This window comes from Lachnospira sp. CLA-JM-H23 (assembly GCF_040096425.1).
Lineage (GTDB): Bacteria > Bacillota > Clostridia > Lachnospirales > Lachnospiraceae > Lachnospira > Lachnospira rogosae.
In genome coordinates this window covers 64,490-78,986 of sequence record NZ_JBBMET010000010.1, presented here as the reverse complement: position 1 = coordinate 78,986, position 14,497 = coordinate 64,490, and the positions used below count along the sequence as shown (strand labels likewise).

The 14,497-nt window shown below is 38.3% G+C and carries 10 protein-coding genes; all 10 read right to left on the bottom strand.

All coding sequences use genetic code 11. The features are described from left to right. Window positions 1–75: 75 nt before the first annotated feature. The 10 genes from WMO42_RS12475 to aroC all read right to left on the bottom strand — a co-directional run bounded on the left by WMO42_RS12475 (window position 76) and on the right by aroC (window position 14,387). Entirely contained in the window at window positions 76–1,764 is a 1,689-nt protein-coding gene (locus WMO42_RS12475; protein WP_349192420.1) for an NADH-dependent [FeFe] hydrogenase, group A6, read from the bottom strand. Continuing rightward, window positions 1,758–3,608: an NAD(P)-binding protein gene (locus WMO42_RS12470; RefSeq protein ID WP_022502742.1), complete on the bottom strand. Its 1,851-nt coding sequence runs from the start codon at window positions 3,606–3,608 to the stop codon at window positions 1,758–1,760. Before WMO42_RS12470 ends, WMO42_RS12475 begins: the two co-directional genes overlap by 7 nt. 520 nt (window positions 3,609–4,128) lie before the next feature. Beyond that, entirely contained in the window at window positions 4,129–5,292 is a 1,164-nt protein-coding gene (locus WMO42_RS12465) for a phosphoglycerate dehydrogenase (protein ID WP_116443534.1), read from the bottom strand. Then, a complete protein-coding gene (gene serC / locus WMO42_RS12460; RefSeq protein WP_318255772.1) occupies window positions 5,292–6,374 on the bottom strand; it encodes a 3-phosphoserine/phosphohydroxythreonine transaminase in 1,083 nt (360 codons plus the stop codon). Before serC ends, WMO42_RS12465 begins: the two co-directional genes overlap by 1 nt. 191 nt (window positions 6,375–6,565) lie before the next feature. After that, window positions 6,566–8,257 carry a biosynthetic-type acetolactate synthase large subunit gene (gene ilvB / locus WMO42_RS12455; protein ID WP_055174368.1) on the bottom strand — a complete coding sequence of 564 codons (1,692 nt, stop codon included), beginning with the start codon at window positions 8,255–8,257 and terminating at the stop codon, window positions 6,566–6,568. Window positions 8,258–8,311: 54 nt separating this feature from the next. Further along, complete coding sequence (gene ilvD / locus WMO42_RS12450) at window positions 8,312–9,982, bottom strand: dihydroxy-acid dehydratase (protein WP_022502746.1); 1,671 nt, start codon at window positions 9,980–9,982, stop codon at window positions 8,312–8,314. A gap of 184 nt (window positions 9,983–10,166) precedes the next feature. Continuing rightward, window positions 10,167–11,249 (bottom strand): 3-isopropylmalate dehydrogenase, encoded by a 1,083-nt coding sequence (leuB, locus tag WMO42_RS12445; protein ID WP_349192418.1) that lies wholly within the window; start codon window positions 11,247–11,249, stop codon window positions 10,167–10,169. Window positions 11,250–11,598: 349 nt separating this feature from the next. Next, window positions 11,599–11,883: a preprotein translocase subunit YajC gene (gene yajC / locus WMO42_RS12440; protein WP_022502748.1), complete on the bottom strand. Its 285-nt coding sequence runs from the start codon at window positions 11,881–11,883 to the stop codon at window positions 11,599–11,601. A 135-nt stretch (window positions 11,884–12,018) separates the two neighbouring features. Further along, window positions 12,019–13,155 carry a tRNA guanosine(34) transglycosylase Tgt gene (gene tgt, locus WMO42_RS12435; protein ID WP_349153080.1) on the bottom strand — a complete coding sequence of 379 codons (1,137 nt, stop codon included), beginning with the start codon at window positions 13,153–13,155 and terminating at the stop codon, window positions 12,019–12,021. Window positions 13,156–13,319: 164 nt separating this feature from the next. Beyond that, window positions 13,320–14,387 (bottom strand): chorismate synthase, encoded by a 1,068-nt coding sequence (gene aroC, locus WMO42_RS12430; protein ID WP_349192467.1) that lies wholly within the window; start codon window positions 14,385–14,387, stop codon window positions 13,320–13,322. Window positions 14,388–14,497 lie beyond the last annotated feature (110 nt).

The following is a 14,497-nucleotide window of genomic DNA, read 5'->3' as shown; positions in this document are numbered from 1 at the left end:
TCTTATTCATACTAACATTGTATATCAATAATTCGTATAACATATTATACAAATACACAGGTAGTGTCACTTTACCTAATGGCTGATATGTAATAATTCGTGTGCCTTGTGTGATAATGGCTCACCAAAATAATCTTTGTAGCACTGCATTACTGATGGATTTTCGTGTGAAAATCTGAGATTATTGACTTTATCAAGTCCATAAAGCACCTTGCTTCTATTGGCTACTTTGTTATCATCATCTTTAATAGGCTGTCCACCACCATTAATACATCCACCAGGACAAGCCATAACTTCAACAAAGTCATAATGTGCCTTGCCTGTTGCAATAGCTTCCATAAGCTTTCTTGCATTAGAAAGACTGCTTGCAACCGCAACCTTAAGTATATTGCCATTAATTGTAAACTTAGCTTCCTTCCAGCCGTCAAGACCTCTTACACACTGGAAAGCATCAGGTTCAGGATTAGTCTTATTAACAAGGTAATAAGCACTTCTAAGTGCAGCTTCCATAACTCCGCCTGTAGCACCAAATATAACACCTGCTCCGCTTCCTACACCTAATGGGTCGTCAAATTCTTCTTCCTCAAGTTCCTGAACCTTTATAAAGAAAGACTTTAACATACGTTCCACTTCTCTTGTAGTAAGAACCGCATCAACATCTTTACCATTATCCCATGTACATTCATCTTTCTTGGCAAGACAAGGCATAAGTGATACACAGAATATTCTTTCAGGCTCTACGCCCAGCTTTTCTGCATAATATGACTTAGTCACCGCTCCAAACATCTGCTGTGGTGACTTTGCTGTTGAAAGCCTGTCCGCATACTGAGGATATTCCTTCTTTATAAAGTTGACCCAGCCCGGACAGCACGATGTAAACATTGGAAGTCCTGATTCCTTAATCTCTGGAAGTCTTTCAAGAAGTTCGCTTCCCTCCTCCATAATAGTAAGATCTGCTGAAAATGTTGTATCAAATATGTAATCAAAGCCAATCCTTCTAAGTCCTGCAACAAGTCTTTTGGCTGTTGCGAAATCTTTAGAAAGTCCAAAGCCTTCACCCCACGCTGTTCTTACAGCTGGGGCTATCTGAACGACTGTTATAATATTCTCATCTTCAACTGCATCAAGAACACGGCCTACATCATCTCTTTCCCTTAATGCACCTACTGGACAGTTCACAACGCACTGTCCACAAAGAGTACAGTTAGTCTCCTGAATAAGTCTGTTCTTAGCCACATTCACAGTTGTTCTTGAACCTGTATTAACTACGTCCCATACGTGCATACCCTGAACATTATCACATATCTGCACACAACGCATACATTTAATACATTTGTTATTCTCTCTTATAAGTGGAAATGTCTTATCCCATTTATTCTTTTCAAGAATAGAGTCATAAGGCATCTCAGATATATTAAGTTCATTGGCAAGTGACTGTAATGTACAGTTACCGCTTCTTACACAGGAAGCACATTCATAATCGTGCTGTGAAAGTATAAACTTAACATTAGTCTTTCTTGTTGTACGTACCTTTCTTGTGTTAGTACGGATAACCATACCTTCCTGAACAACATTATTGCACGCCGTAACACATCTGTCCTGTCCCTCAACCTCAACAACGCACACACGGCACGCACCTATTTCATTAACTTCCTTAAGATAGCAGAGTGTAGGTATCTCAACGCCTACTTTTCTTGCAGCTTCAAGGATAGTTGTACCATCTTCTACTGATATAGCTATACCATTAATTGTTGCATTTACCATTGTTCTTCTCTGCCTCCTCTGAATGCTCCAAATCCAAAATGGTCACATCTTAGACAGCGTCCAGCCTCCTGACACGCTTCCTCACAAGAAAATCCATATTCGATTGGCTCAAAATCATTCTTTCTTTCTGCCGCATCTCTTAACGCAACCTCAACTCTTCCACAGGCAACCTTATCTTCATTGCTTGCATACGGAATTTCAACATCACATGTAATCTCGTGGTTAAATCCTAAATATTCATCTATATTAGCCGCCGCAACTTTACCTGCCGCAATAGCCTTAATAACTGTCGCTGGTCCAGTTACACAGTCACCACCTGCAAAGACACCCTCAGACATTTCTCCGTCCTGTGGTGTAATATTACCTGTATTAAGTGCTGATATAACACCTCTCTGAACCTTAATACCGTGTTCCTCGAAGCTCTTAGTCTCTATACCTTGTCCGATAGCAACAACTATAAGGTCACTTTCTAATAAAACCTCATCTTTAGCCGCTGCCTTAGGAGCTGGTCGTCCGTGTGAAACCCTTGATATCATCTGTGGCTTTACAATAAGTCCTATAGCATTACCTTCTTCGTCCTGCTTAATACGCACTGGTGACATAAGTTCAAGAACATCACAGCCTTCCGCCTCTGCACCCTCAACTTCTTCTTCAAGGGCAGTCATATCTGCTTTACGTCTTCTGTATACAATGCTTACCTTGCTCGCACCAAGTCTTATTGAAGAACGTGCAACGTCCATTGCCACGTTACCACCACCGATAACGATAACCTTCTTGCCTGTATAATCTGGCATATCTCCATCACCGATAGCACGAAGCATCTCTACAGCAGATGTAATGCCACTCTTGGCATCCTCGCCTTCTATACCAATCTTTTTATCAGCGTGTGCTCCAATTGATATGTATGTAGCATCGTATTCTTTGGTTATATCATCAAATGATATATCCTTTCCTACGCTTATATTCTTCTTAACTTCTATTCCTGTTGAAAGTATTGAGTCAATTTCCTCGTCAAGCTTCTTTCTTGGAAATCTATAATTAGGAATACCATATCTTAACATTCCGCCAAGCTGCTTTCTCTGCTCAAATATAGTAACCTTATGTCCCATAAGTGCAAGATAATAAGCTGCACTAAGACCACCCGGTCCACCACCGATAATGGCAACCTTTTTGCCTGTCGGTGCTTCACATTCCGGAACCGGAACAATGCCTGAATTATCAACAGCCATTTTCTTAAGTCCACGGATATTAACAGGTGCATCTATAATTGTTCTTTTACATCTGTTCTCACAAGGGTGCTCACATATATAAGCACAGGTTGTTGGCATTGGGTTATCCCTTCTTATAAGTCTTACCGCATCAGCATATCTTCCCTGCTGTACAAGTGCTATGTAACCTGGAATATCAACACCTGCAGGACATGACTTAACACAAGCAACCGGCTGGTTACTGTTGCATGAACAGAAACCATTATGTATATGTGATTCAAAATCATCTATACAGCCATCAACTGACTTTAATGCAAGCTTTGCAGCTTCATATCCAATTGCACAGTCTGCTGAATAATATATACCTTCTGCTGTAAGCTTAATATTCTCTACTGTCTCCTCATTTGCCTCACCATCAAGAACATTATCAAAAAGTCTTGCAAGCTGTCTTAATCCTACACGGCAGGGAACACATTTACCACACGACTGTGCAAGACACATTTTTATAAATGACCTTGTAAGGTCAACCGGACAAAGCCCAGGAGGACTGGCTACAATTCGTCTTTCAAGATCCTGATATAAAGACTCCATCGTAACCTGAGCCTTATCTTTAGTTAATATCGTTAATCTACTCACTAATAAATAGACCTCACTTTCTATATAATATTACTACTTTCAATCTGCAATCCGACATCAATATACCTCTTAATATCAATATATAATTAGACACCAATGTATCATTTAATATCAATATATAATCTGATATCATCATTGCAGCTTTCTTCTATATCCAAACTATTATAGTGTAACATTACCATTAATAATTGACAACAAAGGTTATTTCTTTAACAAACTAACACAAATACCATATTTTACATACAATTCTTAATACAATGTGCTGTCCTGCAAACTTTTACAACTAAACACCTTATTATCCATATAATACACGATATCACTATAAATACACCATACAATTAACTTAATCTAATATTATACCGCCACGCACTATTATGCAAGCAGAAACGATTTCGGCATTTCACACTACTATGCAGGAAAAAAGCAGGTGCAAAACGAATTTCACACCTGCCAAAATAAATTATATAACATTTATTATTCTTAATTATCCATAATAAATTGTTGCTGCTAAATTTTGTAATTACTTAACAACTCTTACCTTAATAACACCATCTATAGCTGAAAGCTTAGCTGTTACATCTTCTGTGATAGCTGAACCTGTATCAAGAACAGAGTAAGCATAATCTCCTCTTGACTTGTTATCCATAGATTCGATATTAATACCTGCATCACCCATAACGCTTGTAAGCTTGCTTATAATTGCTGGAACATTCTTATGGCATACTGTAACTCTTCCTGCTGATGTACATACACCACAATCACAGTTAGGATAGTTAACTGAATTAACAATATTACCGTTCTCTATGTAGTTTCTTAATTCCTTAACTGCCATAACAGCACAGTTATCCTCAGCTTCCTCAGTTGAAGCACCAAGATGTGGAAGTACGATAACCCCCTCCTGACCTGCTGTTGTTGTGTTAGGAAAATCTGTAACATACTTAGCAACCTTGCCAGACTTGATAGCATCAAGAATAGCTGGCTCATCAACAAGTACATCCCTTGCACAGTTAATAACTACTGTACCCTTCTTCATCATATCAAAGGCTGCCTTATTAATCATACCCTTAGTGCTGTCAAGTGCTGGTACATGGATTGTGATATAATCACATTCCTTATATATATCCTCAACATTAACAATATGCTTAACTTCGCTTGAAAGATTCCAGGCTGCATTAACTGAAAGATATGGGTCATATCCATATACTTCCATTCCAAGGCTTATAGCTGCATTAGCAACTAGCTGTCCGATAGCACCAAGTCCGATAACACCAAGCTTCTTGCCTTTGATTTCCTTACCAGCAAATGCTTTCTTAGCCTTTTCTGCTGACTTTGCAATATCTGCATCATCTTTATTATCTTCTACCCACTTGATACCGCCAAGTAAATCTCTTGAAGCTAAAAGTAAAGCTGCAAGAACGTGTTCCTTAACCGCATTAGCATTAGCACCTGGTGTATTAAATACAACGATACCCTTATCTGCACATTTATCAAGTGGAATATTATTAACACCAGCTCCAGCTCTTGCTATAGCAAGAAGATTATCTGGTAATTCCATATCGTGCATCTTAGCACTTCTTACAAGTACTGCATCCGCTTCTTCAAATGCTGCATTAGCATTATAATCGCTTGAGAAAAGGTCAAGACCTACAGAAGCTATATTATTAAGACAATTTACGTTAATCATTAGGCATTCTCCTTTTCGAACTTCTTCATAAATTCAACTAACTTCTCAACGCCTTCGATTGGCATTGCATTATAGATAGAAGCTCTCATACCGCCAACTGTTCTGTGACCCTTAAGATTTACAAATCCAGCCGCTTCTGCTTCTTTAACAAATTTAGCATCAAGTTCTTTATCACCTGTTACGAAAGGAACATTCATAAGTGAACGGTCTTCCTTAACAACTGTTCCCTTAAACATCTTAGACTCATCAAGGAAATCATAAAGAATTTTAGCCTTCTTTTCATTGTGTTCTTTCATAGCTGAAAGTCCACCCATCTTCTTAATCCACTTAAATACCTTGCCGCAGATATAGATATTGTAGCAAGGAGGTGTATTATAAAGAGAATCTGCATCTGCCTGTGTCTTCCACTTTAACATAGTTGGTGTTCCAGGAAGTACATCATCTGTTATAAGGTCTTCTCTGATAATTGCAATAACAACACCAGCAGGTCCGATATTCTTCTGAACTCCGCCGTATACTACACCATATTTTGTTACATCAATTGGTTCTGATAAGAAACAAGATGAAACATCTGATACAAGTATATGTCCCTTAGTATTAGGGAGTGTCTTATACTTTGTTCCATATATTGTGTTGTTCTCACAGATGTATACATAATCTGCATCCTCTGGAATATCAAGATCTGAACAATCTGGTATGTATGAATATGTCTTATCCTCTGAGGAAGCTACAGCAACAGCCTCACCATAGATTTTAGCTTCATTAAATGCTTTCTTAGCCCACTGGCCAGTGATAATATAAGCTGCTTTTTTGTTCTTCATAAGGTTCATTGGAACTTCTGCGAAGAACTGCGATGCACCACCCTGAAGGAATAATACCTTATAATTGTCAGGTATATTCATAAGCTCTCTTAAGTCTTTTTCAGCTTCTTTGATGATGTTATCGTAAACCTTGGAACGATGGCTCATCTCCATAACCGACTGACCAGAACCCTGGTAATCTAACATCTCATCTGCTGCTTCCCTTAATACTTCTTCGGGTAATACTGCTGGACCTGCACTAAAGTTATAAACTCTTGCCACTTTCTCTTCCTCCTGATTCATTTCAATAATTAATCATAAACATTTAATCATAAGTAAATATATTCAAAATAACTTAATATATTAAAAATTTATTAACATTTATTCTATTCCTGCTAAATCGCTCTGTCAAGTTAATATTTTATCATAATAAAGTATTTGCTGTACTTTTTTTAATACCAAAAGGCTGATGCTTAATTAGCACTCTCCTTTTTATTAAGATCATCTCTGTCAAATGCTTCTGATATAGGTGCTCCAGGTGCAACCATAGGGAATACCTTATCATCTTTGCATATATCACATTCAATGACGCAAGGTATATTAAGCTCGATAGCTTCTTTAAGAGCCTTCTCAAAGCTTTCTATATCTGCTACACGGTATGCCTTAGCTCCCATACCTTCTGATACCTTAACAAAATCAACCTGATCGTTAAGTACTGTTGCAGAATAACGCTGTCCATAGAAAAGATCCTGCCACTGGCGTACCATACCAAGAACGTGATTATTAAATATAACCTCGATTATTGGAATATTGTAACGTGTAGCTGTTGCAATCTCATTCATATTCATACGGAAACAGCCATCTCCTGCTATATTAATAACAACCTTATCACGACAGCCAACCTTAGCACCTATGCTTGCACCAAGTCCATATCCCATTGTGCCAAGTCCACCTGATGTAAGAAGTGTTCTTGGACTTTTGAACTTATAATGCTGTGCAGCCCACATCTGGTGCTGTCCTACATCTGTAGATATAATTGCATCTCCGTTAGTAATCTCATATATCTTTTCCATAATATATGGTCCATTAAGAACATCTTTTCTATACTTCATAGGGAACTTTTCTTCATAATTTTTGATATGTTCCATCCATTCTGTATGCTCTGACTGCTCAAGCTTGGCATTAACTCTCTTTAGTATCTCAGCCGCATCACCTATTACAGAAGCATCTGTATGTATATTCTTATTAACCTCAGCCGCATCTACATCAAACTGAAGAATTTTCGCATTCTTTGCAAATTTCTTTGTATTTCCTGTAACCCTGTCAGAAAATCTTGCACCGATTGTAATAAGAAGGTCACATTCTGACACACCAAAGTTAGATGTCTTAGTTCCGTGCATACCAAGCATACCTGTATAATGAGGATCTGAACCATCAAATGCACCTTTACCCATAAGTGTATCGCATACAGGTGCATCTATCTTTTTAACGAATTTTCTTAATTCATCAGAAGCTTCTGATGCAATAACACCTCCGCCAACAAATACATATGGCTTCTTAGCGGCCTTAATCATAGCAACCGCATTTTCTACATCTTCTTCTGTAATTGTATCTGTAACTCTCTCAATTGGCTTAGGAGTTTCTTTAATGTAATCACACTCATTAGCTGTTGCATCTTTAGTTATATCAACAAGAACAGGACCCGGACGTCCTTCCTTAGCTATCTTAAAGGCTCTTCTTAATGTAGCAGCAAGATCCTTTACATCTTTTACAATAAAGCTGTGCTTAGTAATCGGCATAACTATTCCAGCTATATCTACTTCCTGAAAACTATCTCTACCAAGGAGTGGAAGTGTAACATTACATGTAATGGCAACGATTGGAATTGAATCCATCATAGCTGTTGCAATACCTGTTACAAGATTAGTGGCACCAGGTCCTGATGTCGCAAAACATACACCAACCTTTCCTGTTGCTCTCGCATATCCGTCTGCGGCGTGAGATGCACCCTGTTCGTGAGATGTAAGGATATGTGTTATCTCATCTGAGTGCTTATATAACGCATCGTAGACGTTAAGAATGGCTCCACCTGGGTATCCAAATACAGTATCTACGCCCTGTTCTTTTAAACATTCAACTATAATCTCTGAACCATTTAATATCATTAGTCTGTCTTCCTTTCATTATATTTATCATTCTATTTTATCTAAATATACTTATTATGCCTCTGGTGTCTTTAAAACGGCACCTCTGTTACCTGATGTAACCATTGAAGCATATCTCTTAAGATATCCTGTTGTTACCTTAGGTTCTCTTGGCTGCCATTTTGCTTTTCTTGCAGCAAGTTCTTCATCAGAAACTTTGAGTTCAAGCTTTAAGCCTGGAATATCAATACTTATGATATCGCCTTCCTCTACTAAAGCAATAGGACCGCCTACTGCTGCTTCTGGTGAAACGTGTCCGATAGAAGCACCACGGCTTGCACCTGAGAAACGTCCATCTGTAATAAGTGCAACTGATGAACCAAGTCCCATACCAGCAATAGCTGATGTTGGGTTAAGCATTTCTCTCATACCAGGGCCACCCTTAGGGCCTTCATATCTGATAACAACAACATCACCAGGTACAATCTTTCCACCCTTGATAGCTGCAATAGCATCTTCTTCGCAGTCAAATACTCTTGCTGGACCTTCGTGTACAAGCATTTCATCAACAACTGCTGAGCGCTTAACAACCGAACCATCTGGTGCAAGGTTACCAGAAAGAACTGCAAGACCTCCTGTCTTACTATATGGCTTATCAACTGGTCTTATGACTTCTTCATCTTTATTATAAGCCGTAGCAATGCACTCACCAATTGTCTTTCCTGATACTGTCATACAATCTGTATTAAGAAGTCCAATATCAGCAAGCTCCTTCATAACTGCATATACACCACCAGCTTCATTAAGATCTTCCATATATGTAGGACCTGCTGGTGCAAGGTGGCAGAGGTTAGGTGTCTTTTCGCTTATTGGATTAGCGAACTTAATATCAAAATCAAAACCAATCTCGTGTGCAATAGCTGGAAGATGTAACATACTATTTGTTGAACAGCCAAGTGCCATATCAACAGTAAGTGCATTCATAATAGAATCCTTTGTGATAATATCTCTTGCTGTAATACCCTTATTAACCATATCCATAACAGCCATACCAGCGTGCTTAGCAAGCTTAATTCTCTCTGAATATACGGCTGGGATTGTTCCATTCCCACGAAGTCCCATACCAAGAGCTTCTGTAAGACAGTTCATAGAGTTAGCTGTATACATACCTGAGCAAGAACCACAAGTAGGACATACCTTTTCTTCAAATTCAAGAACATCTTCTTCTGTCATTGTTCCAGCGGCATATGAACCAACTGCCTCAAACATAGATGAAAGACTTCTCTTCTTACCCTTTACGTGACCTGCAAGCATAGGACCACCTGATACAAATACTGTAGGAAGGTTAAGTCTGGCTGCTGCCATAAGAAGTCCCGGAACGTTCTTATCACAGTTAGGTACCATAACAAGTCCGTCAAACTGATGTGCAATAGCCATACATTCTGTAGAGTCAGCTATTAAATCTCTTGTTACTAAAGAGTACTTCATACCAACGTGTCCCATAGCAATACCATCACACACTGCGATAGCTGGGAATACTACTGGGACACCGCCAGCTTCTGCTACTCCTAACTTAACTGCATTAACAATCTTATCAATATTCATATGACCTGGTACTATTTCATTATATGAACTTACAATACCAATCATAGGTTTCTTCATCTCTTCTGCTGTGAAGCCAAGTGCATTAAAAAGGCTTCGTGCAGGTGCCTGCTGCATACCGCTTCTTGCGTTATCACTTACCATAACTATTCTCCTTGTAAATCTAATTCTTTAAGTTAAAATGTTCTCTTAGCTCTCATATTTACATAAAATACATAACTTATTCCAATATTCGTTAAGCCTTCATACATTATACTTCTTCACTAATTATCCAGCTTTTATACATTATGCTGCCAGGGAACATTTATCATTACTGTCTATACTTTATTTATACTCTCTCTGCTATAAGGTCACCCATCTTGTCTGTTCCGACCTTTGTGCAGCCTTCTGAATAAATATCTGTTGTTCTGTAGCCTTCCTTAAGGACTGCTGCAACTGCTGCCTCAATGGCATCTGCTTCCTTATCAAGGTCAAGTGAATATCTTAACATCATAGCTGCTGAAAGGATAGTTGCTATAGGGTTAGCTATATTCTTTCCTGCTATATCTGGTGCTGAACCATGGCTTGGCTCATATAAGCCTAACTTAGTCTTACCAAGGCTTGCTGATGATAACATACCGATAGAACCTGTTATCATACTAGCTTCATCTGAAAGAATATCACCGAACATATTCTCTGTAAGAATTACATCAAACTGTCCCGGATTCATAACAAGCTGCATAGCGCAGTTATCTACAAGCATATCCTCTAATTCAACTCCTGGATAATCTTTAGCAACTTCGTGTACAATCTTTCTCCAAAGTCTTGAAGAATCAAGTACATTTGCCTTATCTACACTTGTTACTTTCTTTCTTCTCTTCATAGCAATTTCAAAGCCCTTGATTGCTATCCTTCTAATCTCTTCTTCATTATATGTAAGAGTATCTACAGCAGTCATAAGTCCGTCAACTTCTTCTGTGTGTCTTTTACCAAAGTAAAGACCACCAGTAAGCTCTCTCATAATAACCATATCGAAGCCATCTCCGATTATCTCTTCCTTAAGAGGGCAGGCTGCCTTTAACTCATTGTATAAATATGCAGGACGAATATTAGCAAATAACTCCAAATCCTTACGAATCTTTAATAATCCAGCCTCTGGTCTTAGGTCAGGTGCAACATCATACCATCTTGAGTTACCCACGTTGCCACCAACAGCACCAAGAAGCACTGCATCTGAAGCCTTAGCAATTGCTACTGCCTCATCTGTAAGAGGTACTCCACACTCATCAATAGAGCAGCCTCCCATTAAAATCTTCGTATAATCGAACTTATGTCCATATTTATCAGCCACTGCATTTAACACTTTAACTGCTTCTGCGACTATCTCTGGTCCGATTCCATCACCGGGAATTAAAGTTATTTTACAATCCATAACGTATCCTGCCTTTCCTTCTTGTACTAACACCCTACTTAAGTTTATTAACCCACTTTCAGGCTATTGGTTAATATATTACTCCATAATAGTGCATTTTTCAAGTATTTGTACAATATCGACAGTACCAAAACGCCCATTTTTATCAAAATAGAAAAAGCTCATTCTCGCACCGTATTCGGTCGTTTGCATCAACCCACATCTTCGTGCGGACGCATATTATCGTCATATGATATTTTTTGTATAACAGAGAATCCTATCAGAATTTCCTATTACACAAAAAGCTTCCAGCACCATTTACCGGCACTGGAAGCTAAATCTTTTAATTCTGATTTATTATTCTCTCTGATTATTCTTCTGATGAAGCTGGCTTTTCTACCTGAGCAATTGCTTTCTTCTGCATTGTTATACGGCAGTTCTTATTGTTACCAAATTCAACGATAACATCATCTTCTGTTATATCAAGAATAACACCATAGAAACCACTTGTTGTAAGAACATAATCACCTATCTCCATAGAGTCCATAAGCTGCTGCTGTTCTTTCTGCTGTTTCTTCTGTGGCTTAATTGCGAAAAAGTACATTAATGCACCAAGTGCAACTACATATACTACAATAATACCAAGCTGTCCCATATATATTCCTCCTAATTACTTGCCTTCATACAGGCTCAATATTGTTATAATACCTTAATTGTGGTCATATGTCCATTGTTTAATGATAAATTTATAGCATTTTTATGATTTTAAATATTTATGCACTGCCATTAATTATTTCTTATCATAAGTCTTAAGCAGATACAATCTCTCATCCTTAAAGCTCTTGTAATTTCCTGCATCAATAGCACCCCTGATATCTTCCATAAGATGATTATAGAAGTAAAGGTTATGAAGCACGCAGAGTCTCATTCCAAGCATTTCCTTAGCCTTAAGCAGATGTCTTATATATGCTCTTGAATAATTCCTACAGGCTGGACACTGACAGCCCTCCTCGATAGGTGATGTATCCTTTTCATACTTTGCATTGAAAAGATTAATCTTTCCAAACTTTGTATACACGTGTCCGTGACGTCCATTTCTTGATGGATATACACAGTCAAAGAAATCAATACCCCTGTCAACCGACTCTAAGATATTAGCTGGTGTACCAACTCCCATAAGATAAGTTGGCTTGTTCTGTGGAAGGTATGGAACAACCTCGTCCAGAACGTGATACATTTCTTCGTGTGTCTCACCAACCGCAAGACCGCCAACTGCGTATCCGTCAAGATCAAGCTCTGATATGCGCTTTGCGTGGTCAATTCTTATATCATCATAAATTGCCCCCTGATTAATACCGAATAACATCTGACTCTTATTTATAGTATCTTCAAGTGAATTAAGACGATTCATCTCCTTCTTACAACGCTCAAGCCATCTTGTAGTTCTCTCAACTGAATTAATAATATACTTTCTATCAGCCTTAGCAGGCGCACACTCGTCAAATGCCATTGCTATAGTCGAACCCAGATTAGACTGAATCTGCATACTTTCCTCTGGCCCCATAAATATCTTATGTCCATCTATATGTGACTGGAAAGTTACTCCTTCTTCCTTAATCTTACGAAGTCCCGCAAGTGAGAACACCTGAAATCCGCCCGAATCTGTAAGAATAGGCTTATTCCAGTTCATAAACTTGTGAAGACCTCCAAGCTCTTTTATAAGCTTATCACCCGGTCTTACATGGAGGTGGTAAGTATTGGATAACTCTATCTGTGTTCCTATTTCCTGTAAATCTGTTGTAGCAACTGCACCCTTAATAGCAGCCACTGTACCAACATTCATAAATACAGGTGTCTGCACAGTTCCATGAACTGTTGTAAATTCAGCTCTTTTTGCTCTTCCATCTGTCTTTAATATCTTGTACATATTCTCTCTTTCCTTATATATAATCTTAAATTAATTGCCCTTAAATATACAACCTATATTTCTCAACAAATATATATAATCTGCATCTCTTAATAAAATGCAATCTATATATCTAACAAATATATAACTCTTAATCACTCTGTTCTATAATAAATAATTCCTGATTAATCTCTCTTATAAAACTCTGTTATCCTGTCAATTCTTGATGTCATATTGGCAAATATCATATCCACAAGCGTAACTGCTGTCATCGCCTCGACAACAACTACAGCTCTTGGAACTATCATTGGGTCGTGTCTTCCCTTTATTGATACCTCTATATCTTCGCCAGATTTGCTGACCGTCTCTTGAGTTCTTGCTATTGAAGGTGTAGGCTTGACTGCCGCTCTTATGATTATATCAGAGCCATCGCTCATACCACCAAGCACACCGCCGCTGTGATTAGTCTTTTTGACAACTTTTCCGTCCTTAATAGTAAAGCTGTCATTATTCGTACTTCCTGTACTGTCTGCTGCTGCAAATCCATCACCAATTTCAAAGCCTTTTACAGCACCAATGGACATTATAGCCTTTGCAAGATTAGCATCCAGCTTCTCAAATACAGGGTCTCCAACACCAACCATCATACCAGTTACAACACACTCAATTATTCCACCCATTGAATCCTGCTCTTTCAGCTTCTCATCTGCGTACTTCTCAACCTGCATAGCAGCATTACTGTCTGGCATATTAAATGCGTTATTATCACGTTCTTTCAAATCAAAATTATTATAGTCTATATTAATTCCGCCAATTCTTGATGAATATGCGCATACATTTATTCCAAGCTCCTCTAATATCTTAACAGCTATCGCACCTGCAGCAACCCTGCCTATAGTCTCTCTTCCAGAACTTCGTCCGCCGCCTCTGTAATCCCTGAAACCATATTTTTCATCAAATGTATAATCTGCATGTCCAGGTCTGTAATAGCCTGCTATCTCAGAATAATCTGCTGAACGCTGTGTTTTATTATATACTACCATAGAAATCGGTGTTCCTGTCGTCTTTCCTTCAAATACACCTGACAAAATACTTACTTTATCATCTTCTTTCCTAGGTGTAGTATACTTTGACTGTCCTGGTTTTCTTCTGTTAAGAAACTTCTGTATATCTTCTTCACAAAGAGAAATTCCCGCAGGACAGCCATCAACAACAACTCCGAGTCCCTCTCCGTGAGATTCACCCCAAGTCATAAATTTAAAAATATTTCCATATGTCGAACCTGCTGCCACTTATCTGCCTCCCATTCTGTATACATCTATATAAAAAACTGATATTATCTATAAAATAACACTCTATAGAT